Below are 14,454 nucleotides of genomic sequence, written 5' to 3' on the forward strand. Positions count from 1 at the left end.
TCTCCGCCGCCTGGTACTCCACCGTCACTTGGCTTCGGCGTCGAGCGTGGCGGGCATGCTGAAGGCGGCGACGTGACGGGCACCGATGAAGGCGTTGCTCTCTACGATCTTCCCGTTCTCGATCCGGAGTACGTCGACGACCAACGCCTCGTAGTGCGGGCTGCCGGGCCGGCGGAGATAGTTGATCAGTGCCGGGCGCCCGTTGGCCGTGGTGGGGAACGTACGCCAGTCGAGCGGTCGGCCGAGGAACTCCGCGGCCGCGTCGATCCCGACGACCGGCGGCTCGGGCGGCATCGTGATCCGTACGTCCTCGGCGAGCAGTGCCCGGAAAGTCTCCGGGTCCTTCGCGTTGGCGTAGCGGCGCAGGATCTCTTCGTCCTCACTGGTGAGCTGCGGGCGGCGCCAGTCCTTCGGGTCCGACGGAGCGCGCCGCCGGAGGGTGTGGCGGGCCCGCTGGAGGAGGCTGTTGACGGCCGCTACGGCGGTGTCGAGCGCGGCGGCGATCTCCTGCGGCGTCCAGCCGTAGACGTCGCGCAGCACGAAGGCCGCCCGCTGCCGCGGCGGCAGGTACATGAGCGCTGCGATCACGGCCAGCTCGACGGTCTCCCGGGCGGCGAGACCGGTCTGCGGATCGTCGGCCAGCAGAGCGTCGGGATAGGGACCGAGCTCGGTGGACCACTCCAGCGGATCACCGTACGGTACCGTCCGGTGACCGGCCGCCTTGCGGCTGTCGAGGAAGACGTTCGTGGCGATCCGGTAGAACCAGGTGCGCGCCGACGCCCGACCCTCGAAGCGGTCGCGAGCCCGCCAGGCACGCAGGAAGGTCTCCTGCACCAGGTCCTCCGCGTCGGTGACGTTCCCGGCGAGGCGGTAGCAGTGGACGTGTAGCTCACGCCGGTGCTCGTCGAAAGCGCGCTGCAGCCAGACCGCCTGCTCATCAGGCGAGTCGGACATGTGATCTCCCCGGGGCTGACTGGTCCTCACAACCGTACTGACGACCGCGGACCCATCCGTCATCGGTCACCGATGACGATCGCCGACTCGGTCGTCTGTATCTGTGACCGATCCCCACTCCACGAAGGAGATAGCCATGACGGCAACCCCCGCGTCCAGCGCCGCCGCGCCCCCGGTCGTCGACCGGGAGACCTGGCTGCGCGAGCGCGACGAACTGCTGGTCCGGGAGAAGGCCCATACCCGCGAAGGAGACGCGATCGCAGCCGCTCGTCGTCAGCTGCCGATGACCTTGATGCCGACGGTGACGGTGCGGGGCCCAGGCGGGGACACCCCGCTGGTGGAGGTGTTCGAGGGCCGCCGGATGCTCATCGCCTACTTCCACATGTGGCACGACGGCAAACCGCACGAGCATCAGTGTGAGGGGTGCACCTTCTCGACCTGTCACCTGCAGATGCTGGACTACCTGCACGCTCGGGACGTCACCTACGCCGTGTTCTGCGAGGGTCCCTACGACGAAAGTGCCCCGTTCGCGGAGTTCATGGGCTACAGGTTCCCCTGGTATTCGGCGAAAGACTCCGACCCGGCTCTGGCCGACGGTCGTGACTTCGGGTTCATCGCGTGCTACCTGCGCGACGGCGACAAGGTCTACGAGACCTACTGGACCACCGGGCGGGGCGTGGAGGCATTGATGACCACCTACCACGCCCTGGACCTCACGGTGTACGGCCGGCAGGAGAACTGGGAAAACTCGCCTGAAGGCTGGCCGCGGGTCACCGGGCACCCGTGGCGTCTCAACGGCCGCCCCACCGCGCAATGGTCACGCCCCGGCGTCGCACCGCGATGACGTCCTGATGATCATGCTCGGTCGGCCGCAGTCTCCGCCTGCTGCTGCTCCTGGCCTTGGCGGTGGCAATCGTCGTCGGCGGTCCGACCGAGCGCGGCCCGGAGCTGGAGTGGCACCGTATGGCCGGGGGCCGTGCTCATGGCGCTCGCCGTGCTGATGCATCAACACGGCGAGTCGATGGCTACCCACCACATGACCGCCGGGCCCCGGACGGACCACGGCACCGTCACCGGCCATGACCCGGCGCTCGTGTTGCTACGCGCCGCCACGGCGGCTTACCTCTGCTGGATGGCGACCGCACTCGTCCGGCTGCGCAATCGACCGATCACGGACCTGCTCCGTTGGGAGCACCTGGCCATGGGGGCAAGCCTCGCGGCCATGATCTTCTTCATGAGCTAGCCGAGCAAGCCAGTCGGCAGATCAAATGACGTTGGAGTACTAGTTCTTGAGCGGGGTGCCGTCCTCGGCCCAGCGCTGGCGGCTGATCAGTTTGCCCTGGTCGTCGAACTCGACACGGGCGGCGGGGCTGCCGTCGCGGTGCCACTCCTCGTGGACGCCGACAGCTATGCCATAGTGCGCGCTGCCCTCCGCCTTGCGCTCGCCACTCGGGTACCACTCGGCGGAGAGTCCGTCCTCCATGCCCTTGAAGTACGTGGTGACGGCGATGACCTGACCCTGCGGTGAGCGTTCGACCACCTCGCCGGTGAAGAGTTCGCCCTGGTGGGTCACCCGCAGGTCGTCCTCGATTTCAACGTCGTCGTACTCGACTCGCATGTGCCTACTCCGGGGGGTGACGGATCCCGAGTCGTCCTGACCACGGCACAGGACCAGGGCCGACACCGCCTCGAGGGTGGCCGCCGCACTCGCGACGGCCCTAGATCGGCTCGTGTGCGCGGTCGATGAACGAGCTCACACTCTCCGCCTCGGCGCGGGTCTTCTCGTGCAGGCCCTGGTCGTTGGCCAGTCGATCGAAGTAGCTCTTCTGGTCGGGGCCCCCGAGATCAAGAATCGTCGGGATGGTGATGATCGTCAGACGCCACTGCAGACGAGGAGTGGCTTCCTTGAGCAGGTCGACCACTCGGGCCCGCTCCCAATCGTCCAGATGCTCAGGTCCAACGCCGCGGAGCCATCGAACCAGACTCTCCGTCGCACCTTGCACGATGAAGAAGACCCACGACCGACCGATGCTGTCAACGACCTCGTCCGGTGGCGTCGTCCAGGTGGCACCGAAGACGTCCTCCGGGTCCAGGTACGCCTCGGCCCAGTCGCGCACCCTCTCGGGCGTGACGTCGGCGAGGGTCGGCATCGATTGCTTGAGCCCTGCGTAGAGGATGAACCAATAGTCGTCGAAGAACTCCTTGGGAAGCCCCCAGTCGGTCTCGTCGCCGTAACGGTCCCTCACGTCCACCAGGTAGGCGAGACACATCTCCAACGCCTGTAGGGCTTCAGCCCGCTGCTGTGGATCGGGCAACAGCTCTCGTGCCGCCTTGCCACGCTCGACGGGATCCGCCAGCCGCCACGGAAGTGGCAGGGCGGCCAGCAATTCGGGGGCAACCCAGGGACCGGTCACAGGAAATCAACTCCGTAGGGCCTGAGGAAGTCACGTGCCGCGTCGAGGTTCGGCAGGTGCTCGCCGAACCAGGCAGCCGGCTTCTTCATCGGGTGCGCCGGGTCGGCCGCAGCCCGTTCCACCGCCTGGTGCAGCGCGGCCAATTGCTCACCCGACAAGGTACGCCCGCCGATCGTAATCGGTACGTTCTGGTCGGCGAGCCGTTCGATCGCCATTTGCGGCGGGTTGTTGCCAGCGCGACTGAAGAGCCCCGTCCAACCCTCGTCGGTGCCGACCCGGATGCTCACCTCCCGCCCCGGCGCGCCATCACGCCAGTCGAGCATGCGCTCCAACTGGGCGGGGTCGGATCGGAACTTGTTGGCCACGGTCTGCGCGGCGGCCTTTACCTCGACCACATGCACGTTGCCGTCAGCGGTCTGGTAGACGAGATCGGCTTCGGGGATGCGACCGGTGTCGACGACCGTGCCGTTGCCCAGGTTGACCCGTTCGCCGGCGACGACATTCAGACCGATCCTGCTGCCCGGGGCCAGGTCGCCGCTCTGGATCACATCGTTCGCGGCACGCAACTCCGTCGCCGCGCCCTCGAAGGCGGAGCGGTCCCCGCTGAGGTTGTCGAGCATGTCGCGGAAGATGTCTCCCTGCCGGTCGACGCTTCCCGCCAGCCGACCGGAGTCCTGAAGGTCCATGAAGTCCCGGACGGCCTGGTTGGCCATACCGTCCGGCAGGTCGGTATGGGCGAGCAGGTTCTCCACCTGGGCCCGCGCTGCAGGACCCAGACGCTCGGCCTGATCGACGAACCGCTGCTGCTCGGCCGGGGTGAGATCCCGCCCTCGGTCCGGGCTTCCCCCGCCCGGCGTGGTGTCGTCGGGGAGGTTGCCGGGCGTGGTGTCGTCGGGGACGTTGCCCGGTGTGGTGTCCTCCGGAAGGTTGCCGGGAGGCGTGTTGTCCTCCGGCAGGTTGCCCGGCGGCGTGTTGTCTTCCGGCATGTTCCGCACGGGTGGCGTGTCTTCCGGCCCGTTCCGGACGGGTGTGTTGTCGCCGGGGAGGTTGCCAGTGGTCGACTCTCCCGGGGTGCGCCCACCGGGTGTGTTGCCGGGGCCGTTGCCAGCGTCCATGTTCATCGGGTTGCCGCCGCGGTCGTTCGGCATCTCGACGTCGAAGCCGCGCCCGACCGGCACGTCGCCGGCAATGGCGGGCAGGGGCCCGATCTGCGGAATCTGGATGTCGAACTTCTTGGCGAAGTTGATGGCGACCTCGCCCACCGTGGGCAGGTTGTCGAGCCAGTTGCCGGCGCGGATCAGCCCGGCGCCGATTCGGGCGGCGGTCGCGCTGCCCCGGATGCTGTTGACCGCGGCACCTGCGCCGCGTACGCCGGAGCCGGCCCCCTTGGTGCCGATGACGGCGGAGACGATGTTGAACGTGGCGAGGCCGCCGGCCCTCGACTTGTCCTCACTCCACATGTCGTAGGCGATGATGCTCTTGCCGGCGTTGAGGAGAAGGTTGCCCGCCTCGCGCTTCTCCAGGAACGGCATGCCGACCGTCTGGTCGATCACGATGGTGACCGGGTTGACGTAGATGGAGACCGCCCAGACGAACTTGCCGAGGCCCAACCATGACTGGCCGGCGGTGCCCCAGCTCCACTCGCCGGTCGTCGGGTCGCGGCCGATCAGCCCGCCGAGGTCTTCGAGCATGGTGACGAAGCCTTCACCGATGCCACCGAAGAACGCGCCCACGTCACCGAGGAACCCGCGGTCGTGCTCCTCGTTGCTGCCCCAGGGCAGAGCGCCGTCCTCGCCGGCCGCGGCGTTGAGCGTGTCGGCGTTGAAGCCGTACTCGCCGTCGTCGGCTCGGCCGTCGGCGTTGTCGGCGCGGTACTGGCGGCCCCCGTACAGGGCGTTGATTGTGTTGGCGCACTTGCGCTGTGCCTCGAAGAACGCCGCGACCTGCGTGTTCACCGCAGAGATCAGGCCGTTGTGCTGGTTGACCTTGCCCTCGTCCTCACGCCAGTCGTCGTCGTCCTTTGTCGACTCGACGAACTGCTCCGCCTGGCCCTTCAGCGCCGCGAGTTGGGCCTTGATCTCCTTGACCTCGCTGGCGTACGTGGCCAGGGCGGTGCCGACGGCTTGGACGTCCTCACCGACCGAGGCCGACACGGTGCGTATCGGACCGGAGGCGGCGAACAGTTGTGCCGCCTCCGGTGCCTCGTATACCGCAGCCAACCCCTGCCAGGTGGTGTCGATCGTCTGACCGGTGTTGGCAAAGTCGACACCGGTCGTCTTGATCGTCTGTGCGTGGGTCGCCAACTGCTCCATGTTGCCGGGGATCTGGGGAATCTCCCCCGGATTGATCATCGCGGCACCGCCCCACGGCCCGGCCCCGGCATCGTCGCCGAGGGGTCGGGTGCCGCCGAGGCACTGCGTTGCGCGTTGGCGGCCATGTCCAGATCACCCTGGACGTAGGCGTTGGTCGCCTGTGCCGCCGCATTCATGCACGCCCCCGTGCGAGTGAACACGAACTCGAGGTCCGTTTTGATCGACTCAACGAAGCCCTGAAGTGCCTGGCCGACGATCTCCGAACTCGACTGGACGGCGGAGCCCTCCAGCGCCGAGTTGAATTTGGTCATCTGCCCCTCGAACGGGGCGGCCGCGGCATGGGTGCGATTCAGGACGTCGCGCACTCCACCGGGGGAGATATCCCAGGCGCTCACGCTTGTGCTCCCTCGTCAACACTCGATGGAAAACAACTCAGCCGATGGACTGCACCGCCGTGCGCGCCTTGGACAGCGTGGTCGTCGCCGTCTCGTCGTTCTTGACCATCGTGGTCTTGACCAGATCGATGATCGTGCGCACCTCGCCTGCGGCGCGGTTCCACCGATCCTCGACGGTCCGGTATTCCTCGGAGACGCCGTCGGCCTGGAAGTCGGCCATCGCGGCCGACACGTCGGCGCTGCGCTGCGAGATCACGGCCTCCAGCCGGGCGATGATCCCGGCGAGGTCACTCTGGACCTGCTGCGAGGTGCCCACGTCAAAGCTGCGTCGATCTGTGCTCATAACCTGTCACTCCCCCGGGAATCAGCGGCTGCTCGAGAACCTGGCCGCGTCGAAGTTGGCGGTGCCCGCCGCCGACGACGCGTTGTCGGCCATCTCGGTGTCACCCTGGCCGAACGCGGAATCCATTCCGCCCTGACCGCCCAGAATCGCGCCCAGCGCGGAATTGAGAGAGGCGGTGATCGAATCGGCGTTGGCCTTGAACGAATCGAATGCCACCCGCCCGGCACCGTTGAAGTTGCCCTGCAGCGGCTCAGCGGCAGCGATCAACTGCTTGATCAGGCTGCCGAGATCATCAGACGAACCCTGGGTCTGCTTGGTGAGGCTGCCGAGAGTCTGCGCTCCCATGTCGAACTTCATGCCGCTCCTCCCCGTGCCGGGATGAATAACGTTCGCGGTCAATGCTACGTCACCCGTGCGACACGGTTGGACATCCACCGACCGCGATAGATCAAATAGCGGTTGTCTCGGCGGGGCCACGGAGATCACCACACCACCGCATCCGCAGATGCACGGCTCAGCCGATTGGCGTACCGATCGCGCAGGTGAGCACCTGGCTCTTACCGCGAGTGGCGCTTGCTGTGGTTGTCGCGAACCCGTGGGCTTCGAGCAGCAGCGTGGTCGACGTGAGGTTCGCTGTGGCGTGTGCGGTTGTGGGCCGCTCGCCGAAGACGTAGAGCCGTCCACCAGGCGTCAGCAGGCTCCGCATCCGTTCGATCTGCTGTGTTGCGTCGCCCAGCCAGAAGATGCTGACGTTCACTGCGAAGATCTTGTCGAAACGGAGCGAATCGAAGTCCGCCGACTCGAATCCGACACATTGAATTTCAGCTCGGCCGGCGTTGATATGGGCCATGTTCCGTTTGGCGGCAATTCGCACCATCGTCGCGGCCCGGTCGATGGCGACGATCCGGCCGGTCGTGAGTCGGCTGGCGACCAGAGAAACGGCGGCCCCCCGACCGCATCCGATCTCCAGCACCTTGTCGTCGGGTGCGACAGCCATCGTCTGGATCGCCCAGCGCTGCCGGTGGGCGGTCGTCGGACGCGCCGGCTCGTCCGGCGAGGAGGCGGCATCGCCGGTGGCGCCAGCCGGATCGTGGATGGGCAGAGTGCGCTTCACAACGTCACCCGTGGTGCCTGCTCTGCTCACGCATCAGATTCCACCCTGCCGGACGCATCGGTGCACCGTGTCCTCGATCACCGGTGGTGCGTCCGGCACGCGGAGTCGCGCCGATCAGTGCGCGGGTAAGGGCGCGATGTCCGGTAGGACGTCGGCTGACGCCGGAGCATGCTTCGGGGCGCCGGCGTTCACCATGACCGCGGAGACCAGAGCTGCTGCCGCCACGAAACCGACGGCGGTCCAGTACGCGGCCGAGTAGCCGTGCATCAGCGCCTGGTTCCTCTCGTGGGCCTGGGCCGCTGGGCCGCTGTGCGACACCAGATAGGTGGCGGCCGAGCTGGTCGCGATGGTGTTGAGCAGTGCGGTGCCGATCGAGCCACCGACCTGCTGCGACGAGCTGATCATCGCGGAGGCAACCCCGGCGTCCCTGGGTTCGACGCCGTGGGTGGAGATGCTCATCGCGGGCATGAACGCGGTGCCGATGCCGAGCCCGATCACCGCTTCGGCGAACGCGATCTCCAGGAAGGCGCTGTCCGCGTCGAGCAGGGCGAGCAGCACGAGACCGACCGCTGTGACGAGGTAGCCGCCGACCATGATCGGCCTGGGGGCCATCCGGTGCGCCAGCCGGGCGCCGATCTGCGTGGCCCCGATGGCCTGCGCCACCGCCATCGGCATGAACGCCAGGCCCGCCAGCACCGGCGACCATCCCTTGACCTGCTGGAAGTAGTAGCTGAGCAGGAGGAACATCCCGAACATGCTGACGATGGCAAGGCCGACCGAGAGGTACGCGGCGGCCCGGTTGCGTTCGGTCAGGACGCGCATCGGCAGCAGCGGGGACGTGACCTGCGTCTGCACCAGGATGAAGGCCGCCAGCAGCAGCACGCCTGCGGTGAACGATCCGATGGTCACGCTCGACGACCATCCGCGGCTCTCGGCGACGCCGAAGCCGTAGACCAGGCCGACGAGTCCGAGGCTGGCCAGCACCACGCCGGGAAGGTCGAGCCGGGAACGGTGCCGCTCCCCGTCGTCGTGGACGGTGCGACTGCCGCCCAGGATCCCGATGATCGCCACCGGGACGAGGACGAACATCGAGAAACGCCAGTTCAGGTACTGGGTGAGCAGACCGCCGACGATCAGACCGACCGCTCCACCGGCGATCGAGACCGCGCTGAACACGCCGAAGGCCTTCGCCCGTTCCCTCGGCTGCGGAAAGGACAGGGAGAGCAACGCGAGCGCGGCCGGCGCGAGCAGGGCCGCGAACACACCCTGCAACGCCCTCGCGGTCAGCAGCATCGCGGCGTTGACCGACAGGCCGCCGATCGCCGAGGCGATCGCGAACCCGGCCAGTGCGATCAGGAAGACGCGCTTGCGCCCGACCATGTCACCGATCCGGCCACCGACCAGCAGCAGACCGCCGAAGGCCAGACCGTACGCGGTGACCACCCACTGCCTGCTCCCGTCCGTGAAGTGCAGCGACTGCTGCGCCGAGGGGAGCGCGATGTTCATGACGGCCCCGTCGAGCACCACCATCAGTTGAGCGATGGAGATGAACAGCAGTGCCTTCCACCGCTGGGACTGCGGGGCGGCGTGACGTGTGGGCATGGCATTCCTTAAGGGCGGTTTATGGGTATTTGCGCAACCCGCCCAACGCTAACGAAGTTGTGGAACGACAGCCACAGAATGTGCCTTCGATTACAGGGGGTTGGGGTGGTCAGCCAACCGCGCCTGGAGGGATCTGGGCGCTAGAAGCCGGCCAACCACGCCTGATATCGCCACCTCAACCCCAAAGCTGTGAGTGGCGTTACTTTGTCGACCGTTCCAGAAAAGGCTAGCGTTCCGCCTCGTGGGTCCTGCGGGCCGGCCGGACACGTTCGACCGCCGGCAACCCGCGATCTTCGATCCTGAGCCGCGCGGCGGCTGACCAGTCGAGTGAATGTGAGACGAGATGTCCGGACGGTTGGAAGCAAAGGTGCTGGTCGTGACCGGCGGCACGCAGGGCATGGGCCTGGCGTTCGCGCAGCGGGCGGCCGCCGAAGGTGCCAGCGTCGTCATCGGCGCCCGGGACAAGGACCGGGGCGAGGAGGTGGCCGCGCAGATCAGGAAGGCGGGCGGCGACGCGCTGTTCGTGCCCACCGACGTGACGGTCGAGGAGGAGATGGCGCGGCTCGTCGACAGCGCGGTGTCGGAGTTCGGGCGACTGGACGGCGCGTTCAACAACGCCGGCGGGAGTCCGATGGCCAGTGTCCGCGACGCCGACAGTGCCGACTGGCACCGGTCGCTGGCCCTCAACCTGACCAGCGTGTTCTACGGCCTCAAGTACGAACTGCCAGCAATCATCGCCTCCGGCGGTGGCGCGATCGTCAACAACGCCTCCGTGTCCGGTGTGAAGGGTGACGCGACCCAGGCCGCGTACAACGCGTCGAAGCACGGGGTCATCGGTCTGACGCGCTCGGCGGCCCTCGACGTGGCGCGCTCCGGTGTGCGGGTCAACGCCCTGGTCACCGGCCTTATCGACACCCCACTGTGGCAGAACGTGGTGAATCAGGCCCCGTCGACCGCGGAGCGCTACCTGTCGGTGCAGCCGACTGGACGGGCCGGCACCTCCGACGAGGTGGCGGCGCTCACCACGTTCCTGCTCAGCGACGAGGCCACGTTCATCAGCGGCGCGTCCATCGCCATCGACGGTGCCCTCACCGCCTGAAGCACCGAGGCACCGAGGCACCGAGGCACCGAGGTACTGAGGTCCGGTCCGGGGCGGCGGCTCAAACGGCCGCCACCCCGGACCGGGCAGTGTGTCAGGCGATCCGGTAGGCCCGCTGGATCGTCTCCGTGACCGTGTTGCCGGCGGTGTCGGTGGCCGTCAGCCGCAGCGAGACGAACCCGGCTCGCCGGGGGTGACTGATGAGGGCGACGTTCCGGAGCACCGGCAACGCGATCCACGTCCTGCCGTCGTCGAACGACGCGGACACGCCGAGACTGCGGTTGGCCGCCGCCGTCGAGCCCGCCTGCCGATCCAGCGCCAGCGGGATGGTCGTGATCCGGCCCGCCCGGCCCGTGTTGGTGTCGTCGAGCACGGGCGTCGACCGGACCGTCGTCAGCGGCAACCGTTGCGGCGACGTGGTGTGCGCCGACGTGAAGGTCCAGGCCACCGAGACCGACGTCGACAGGGTGTCCGGTGCGCCCCGGGTGGCCGTCGCCTCCAGCCGGTAGGTCGCCTTGCCGGCGGGCACCCCGAACTCCGCCCACGGGCTGTCCGAGGTGCCGATCTCCTTGCCGTCACGCAGCAGCCGGATCTGCACCGGCCGGTCATCGCGGTTCGCGGGGCGACCCGTGGCATCCCCGAACAGGGGCAACGACGCGACCGAGATGGTGTCGCCGTCGCGGCCCGCGTACCCCAGGGGCGACAGCGTCGGTGCCTGGGCCACGGTGGGCCCGAAGGGCGCCGCGTTCCAGGTCTGGGTGTACGACCGGCCCGCCGTGAAGGTCGACGTCTGCGTGGTGGAGTTGTCGCCCTCGACGAACGTGGACGTCCAGCTGATACCACCGTCGGTGTTGTGGTACTCGGTGCCGCGGAACGGCAGGTCGACCGGCGTCCTCGAACCGATCGGGCCCGAGCCGCCAGGCGCCGCCGCACGGTGCAACCGGACGGCCGTCGTCGCCGTGGACTGGCTCCGGTAGGTCGTCCGTACGGTGGCCAGGTTCTTCGGTGAGAGCTTCCTGGTCAGGCCCGTGAACATGTCGCCCGGGCGGACGTACGCCAGGTCGTACGTGTAGGGGCTGTTCCGGAAGGTGCCGTCCCTGCCCGGTCGGGCGAGCCCGACACCGAGCGTGGCGGTGAACTCGGGTGCCGCGACCGCGGGCCCGATCCGGCCGAAGAAGACGTCCGCGAAGGACACGCCGCTGAGCTGCACGCCTGGATAGCGGAAGCCGTCGTCCCAGTTGGCGCTCACGTTGATCGAGATGGCTGCGGCGTCGCGCTCCGGCACGGTCAACGCGACCGGTTTGGCGTTACGGGCGTCGAGCGCCTCGGTGACCGGACCGCGTACGTCCAGGACCGGCTGCACGAGCAGGGTCGACATGTTACGCGCTCTGGAGCACCATCCACGAGGCCGACGCCGGGCGGCCGCCACCGCAGCCGGGCTGGCTGTCGTGGCCGTTGCCGCAGGCACCGCGCTGTCGCAGGTACGGGCCGACGTCGACACGCCCGATGTCGGCCCGGCCAGCCAGGCCCCACCGGCTGTCGTGCCATCCGTGACCGCCACCGCCGGTCCGCAGGAGATCCTCGGTGGCAGGCGTCAGGTCCGGATCGTGGTGCCCGGCATGAGCGGAGCCGCGTTGGTGATCGGCCCTGGCACCGACCAGGTGCGGGCCGCCAGCGAGCCGGGCACCGACGACGTGTCGCTCTGGGTCCTACGCCCGCAGGGCGACAGGTACCAGATCGCCTCGGCCACGGGTGCCGGTGCGGTCTGCATGACCGTCGTGCACGACGCCGCGCCGGGCAGCGTGCGCGGCCAGGGGTGCGACCCGGCCGCCGAGACGCAGCTCTTCCGGATCGATCAGGTCCCCGACGGCAGCTACTCGATCTTCCAGGGCAAGCGCTACGTCCAGGTGGTCGACGGCACCAACGCCCTGGTTCCCGACCTGCCCGAGGGCCTGACCACCACGTACGAGTTCGAGGATCGCGGACCGGCCCGCTGAGCAGACCTGACCGACGGGATCAGAGCCAGACGACGATCCCGGTCAGGTCGTTGAGGACCGCGGCCACGCCGGCCCGGATGGCGGCCGCGCAGCGCTCGGCCGTGAACGACTTCGGGTCGTACGTCGAGGACGCGCCCAGCCCTTCCCCGCGGAACGACGCGCCGTCCCAGTCCACCGCTGTGACGTTGTGGGTGGGCTCGGCCAGTTCCGCGCCCACCACCAGGAACTTCTCGTCCAGGTGGCTCGGGGTGACCAGCGCGAGGGGGTCGATGAGGTCGTTGCCGGCGCCGACGATGAGGTCCGGGCCCATCTCCATGGCCTTGGCGATGCTGGAGACGGCGTCGTGCGCAGTGCCGACGACGATCGTCCGGAGGTCGACGTGCTCGTCGTCGGCCCACTCCTTGACGGCTGTCACGAGCACCTTGGTCGGGTCGTCGTCCCCGGAGGTCAGCAACACCACCCGGTAGTCCTTCGGCGGGTGGACGCCGTCCCAGGAGCCCGGCTGCGGCGTGATCGTCGCCTCCGGAGCGGGTGTGGTGGAGGGGGCGACGAATCCTGGGCCGAGAGTGCCGATGGCGGCGGGCTCGGGGTGTGGCTGTGACCAGTCGTCGCCGGAGTCGCAGCCGGTGATCAGGGCGACGGTCGCGGCCAGCATGGCAACGGCCCGGAGCGGGGGGCGCAAGGCGATCGTCCTTTCGAGTGGTGGCGGAAAGTGCGCGTACGTCTTCCTATTCCTATCTCAATTCTGGTCGCCAACTATCCGTGGATCGGTGCTCGGGGTCTTTGTTTTCCGGCGGTTCGTCGGCGCGCGGGCTGGTGTTCACCCGCGCCGTGCAACGTGCACTGGCCAACCGAGGGAGTCGCATGTCAGGGCGCGTCCGCCGTACCGTAATCGTCGCCGCTGTCGGGATCGCCGCAGCGGTGATTCCTTTTCTGGGCGCCGGAACCGCGTCCGCGCACGGCTTTTCGTCGACGGTCTACGCGAAAATATCTGCGGGAGACGAGGGTCACATCCGCACGGCGTTGGAGCTCGAATACGACCTCCTCGTGGTGTCCGCCGCCGATTCCGCTGACGCCGATCCGCTCTTCCAGGCGGGAACGGCCGCGTTCGAGGCGGGTGACGCCACCGCCCAGGCGACGGCCCTGAAGAGCCATGCCTCGACGGTCCTCGCGTACGTCGCCGACCGCTTCTCGGTCACGTCGGGAAGTGCGGCCTGCCGACCGACAGGGGTGGGCGACGCGGCGATCGGCGAGCGCGAGGGCGTGCCGTACGCGGATCTGCTGCTGGACTGGACCTGCCCTGAGCGGGGCGACGAGCACGAGGTGCGCAGCGGTCTCTTCCCCGATGGCGAGGGCTACGTCAAGGGCACCAAGACGATCGTCACGTACGAGATCGACGGCCGGTCGGGCAGTGCGGCGCTCGACGCCGACCACCCGGCCTTCTCCACCGGGCAGGCCTGGTACCAGCGGTTCGGCGAGTTCTTCCTGCTGGGCGCCGAGCATCTGCTCTCCGGGATCGACCACATCCTGTTCCTGCTGGCGTTGATCGCGGGATCGCGGCGCCTTCGCGAGATCGTGCTCGCCGCCACCAGCTTCACCCTGGCGCACTCGGTGACGTTCATGCTCGCCGCCCTCGGCATGGTCGAGGTGCCGGCGGCGATCGTGGAGCCGGTCATCGCGTTGTCGATCGCCGTCGTCGCCGGCTGGCACCTGTGGGGGATCTGGCGGCGCGGTGCGCACGCGGCCGACCTGGATACGGCCGGGGCCGGTCATTTCAGCCTCGACCGAGCGGGCTGGATCCGCCTCGCGGTGGTGTTCTGCTTCGGCCTGGTGCACGGTCTGGGCTTCGCCGGCGCGTTGGGCATCGACGAGGCGTGGTCGTGGACCCTGCTGTGGTCGCTGCTGGTGTTCAACGTCGGCATCGAGGTCGTTCAGTTGACGATTATCGCTGTCGTGTTCCCGCTGCTGTTCGTGTTGCGCCGCCGTGCGCCGAAAGCCGGCCTCTGGGCGACCGGGGTTGTTTCTGCGGGCGTGTCCATTATGGGATTGATCTGGTTTGTCCAGCGCATTTCTGGATCATGAGTAGGGCTAAGTAGTTCGTGAAGTGCAGTCTTTCGCAAGATCACGTTCATGGTTGGTTCATCAGGCGGCGAAAGCGTGGATCTGCTTCCCCAGCGTCGGGTGAAGGCACGATCCATTTCTCTATTTGAAAAGGGAACAATGT

General features: G+C 68.1%; 16 protein-coding genes. 5 read left to right on the plus strand and 11 right to left on the minus strand.

Annotated features, from left to right (window positions below; genetic code table 11):
• Positions 1-24 precede the first annotated feature (24 nt).
• Positions 25-954, minus strand: coding sequence for an RNA polymerase subunit sigma-70 (locus KBX34_RS04950; RefSeq protein ID WP_210791531.1), 930 nt, complete (start codon positions 952-954; stop codon positions 25-27).
• A 136-nt stretch (positions 955-1,090) separates the two neighbouring features.
• Between KBX34_RS04950 and KBX34_RS04955 the strand changes: the two genes are divergently transcribed.
• The gene (locus KBX34_RS04955) at positions 1,091-1,798 is read left to right on the plus strand and encodes a DUF899 family protein (RefSeq protein WP_210923503.1); all 708 of its coding nucleotides are present in this window, start codon (positions 1,091-1,093) and stop codon (positions 1,796-1,798) included.
• A 132-nt stretch (positions 1,799-1,930) separates the two neighbouring features.
• A complete protein-coding gene (locus tag KBX34_RS04960; protein ID WP_210923504.1) occupies positions 1,931-2,197 on the plus strand; it encodes a hypothetical protein in 267 nt (88 codons plus the stop codon).
• A gap of 39 nt (positions 2,198-2,236) precedes the next feature.
• On the opposite strand, the gene KBX34_RS04965 is transcribed toward KBX34_RS04960, so the two are convergent.
• From KBX34_RS04965 to KBX34_RS05000, 8 genes are all read right to left on the minus strand, one after another.
• Positions 2,237-2,572: a toxin-antitoxin system YwqK family antitoxin gene (locus tag KBX34_RS04965; protein WP_210923505.1), complete on the minus strand. Its 336-nt coding sequence runs from the start codon at positions 2,570-2,572 to the stop codon at positions 2,237-2,239.
• 100 nt (positions 2,573-2,672) lie between these two features.
• Complete coding sequence (locus KBX34_RS04970; protein WP_210923507.1) at positions 2,673-3,368, minus strand: hypothetical protein; 696 nt, start codon at positions 3,366-3,368, stop codon at positions 2,673-2,675.
• Positions 3,365-5,719, minus strand: coding sequence for a hypothetical protein (locus KBX34_RS04975; RefSeq protein WP_210923509.1), 2,355 nt, complete (start codon positions 5,717-5,719; stop codon positions 3,365-3,367). The genes KBX34_RS04970 and KBX34_RS04975 overlap by 4 nt, the downstream gene beginning before the upstream one ends.
• On the minus strand, positions 5,716-6,075 hold the full coding sequence (locus tag KBX34_RS04980; RefSeq protein WP_088950654.1) for a DUF6507 family protein: 360 nt from the start codon (positions 6,073-6,075) through the stop codon (positions 5,716-5,718). Before KBX34_RS04980 ends, KBX34_RS04975 begins: the two co-directional genes overlap by 4 nt.
• Positions 6,076-6,112: 37 nt before the next feature.
• Complete coding sequence (locus KBX34_RS04985) at positions 6,113-6,418, minus strand: pore-forming ESAT-6 family protein (protein ID WP_088950653.1); 306 nt, start codon at positions 6,416-6,418, stop codon at positions 6,113-6,115.
• 21 nt (positions 6,419-6,439) lie between these two features.
• Complete coding sequence (locus KBX34_RS04990; protein WP_088950652.1) at positions 6,440-6,775, minus strand: hypothetical protein; 336 nt, start codon at positions 6,773-6,775, stop codon at positions 6,440-6,442.
• A gap of 157 nt (positions 6,776-6,932) precedes the next feature.
• Positions 6,933-7,532, minus strand: a complete 600-nt coding sequence (locus KBX34_RS04995) for a trans-aconitate 2-methyltransferase (RefSeq protein ID WP_210791522.1) — start codon at positions 7,530-7,532, stop codon at positions 6,933-6,935.
• A 114-nt stretch (positions 7,533-7,646) separates the two neighbouring features.
• Positions 7,647-9,134, minus strand: a complete 1,488-nt coding sequence (locus KBX34_RS05000; protein ID WP_210923510.1) for an MFS transporter — start codon at positions 9,132-9,134, stop codon at positions 7,647-7,649.
• Between the two features lie 343 nt (positions 9,135-9,477).
• Here KBX34_RS05000 and KBX34_RS05005 point away from each other — a divergent pair, with 343 nt between their 5' ends.
• On the plus strand, positions 9,478-10,233 hold the full coding sequence (locus tag KBX34_RS05005) for an SDR family NAD(P)-dependent oxidoreductase (RefSeq protein WP_210923511.1): 756 nt from the start codon (positions 9,478-9,480) through the stop codon (positions 10,231-10,233).
• Between the two features lie 94 nt (positions 10,234-10,327).
• On the opposite strand, the gene KBX34_RS05010 is transcribed toward KBX34_RS05005, so the two are convergent.
• Positions 10,328-11,611 (minus strand): hypothetical protein, encoded by a 1,284-nt coding sequence (locus tag KBX34_RS05010; RefSeq protein ID WP_210923512.1) that lies wholly within the window; start codon positions 11,609-11,611, stop codon positions 10,328-10,330.
• Between KBX34_RS05010 and KBX34_RS05015 the strand changes: the two genes are divergently transcribed.
• Positions 11,610-12,230 carry a hypothetical protein gene (locus tag KBX34_RS05015; protein ID WP_210923513.1) on the plus strand — a complete coding sequence of 207 codons (621 nt, stop codon included), beginning with the start codon at positions 11,610-11,612 and terminating at the stop codon, positions 12,228-12,230. The genes KBX34_RS05010 and KBX34_RS05015 overlap by 2 nt on opposite strands.
• A gap of 19 nt (positions 12,231-12,249) precedes the next feature.
• On the opposite strand, the gene KBX34_RS05020 is transcribed toward KBX34_RS05015, so the two are convergent.
• Positions 12,250-12,912, minus strand: a complete 663-nt coding sequence (locus KBX34_RS05020) for a hypothetical protein (protein ID WP_088950647.1) — start codon at positions 12,910-12,912, stop codon at positions 12,250-12,252.
• Positions 12,913-13,013: 101 nt separating this feature from the next.
• Between KBX34_RS05020 and KBX34_RS05025 the strand changes: the two genes are divergently transcribed.
• Positions 13,014-14,312: a HupE/UreJ family protein gene (locus tag KBX34_RS05025; protein WP_247671461.1), complete on the plus strand. Its 1,299-nt coding sequence runs from the start codon at positions 13,014-13,016 to the stop codon at positions 14,310-14,312.
• Positions 14,313-14,454 lie beyond the last annotated feature (142 nt).

Origin of the sequence: Micromonospora sp. M61 (assembly GCF_018070245.1) — a bacterium.
Lineage (GTDB): Bacteria > Actinomycetota > Actinomycetes > Mycobacteriales > Micromonosporaceae > Micromonospora > Micromonospora zamorensis.

Bases quoted from the DNA above. Each gene is read 5' to 3' on its own strand.
- KBX34_RS04990 (WP_088950652.1), bottom strand. From the start codon at position 6,775: ATGAAGTTCGACATGGGAGCGCAGACTCTCGGCAGCCTCACCAAGCAG.
- KBX34_RS05015 (WP_210923513.1), top strand. From the start codon at position 11,610: ATGTTACGCGCTCTGGAGCACCATCCACGAGGCCGACGCCGGGCGGCC.
- KBX34_RS04955 (WP_210923503.1), top strand. From the start codon at position 1,091: ATGACGGCAACCCCCGCGTCCAGCGCCGCCGCGCCCCCGGTCGTCGAC.
- KBX34_RS05005 (WP_210923511.1), top strand. From the start codon at position 9,478: ATGTCCGGACGGTTGGAAGCAAAGGTGCTGGTCGTGACCGGCGGCACG.
- KBX34_RS04975 (WP_210923509.1), bottom strand. From the start codon at position 5,719: ATGATCAATCCGGGGGAGATTCCCCAGATCCCCGGCAACATGGAGCAG.
- KBX34_RS04985 (WP_088950653.1), bottom strand. From the start codon at position 6,418: ATGAGCACAGATCGACGCAGCTTTGACGTGGGCACCTCGCAGCAGGTC.
- KBX34_RS05000 (WP_210923510.1), bottom strand. From the start codon at position 9,134: ATGCCCACACGTCACGCCGCCCCGCAGTCCCAGCGGTGGAAGGCACTG.
- KBX34_RS05010 (WP_210923512.1), bottom strand. From the start codon at position 11,611: ATGTCGACCCTGCTCGTGCAGCCGGTCCTGGACGTACGCGGTCCGGTC.
- KBX34_RS04965 (WP_210923505.1), bottom strand. From the start codon at position 2,572: ATGCGAGTCGAGTACGACGACGTTGAAATCGAGGACGACCTGCGGGTG.
- KBX34_RS04950 (WP_210791531.1), bottom strand. From the start codon at position 954: ATGTCCGACTCGCCTGATGAGCAGGCGGTCTGGCTGCAGCGCGCTTTC.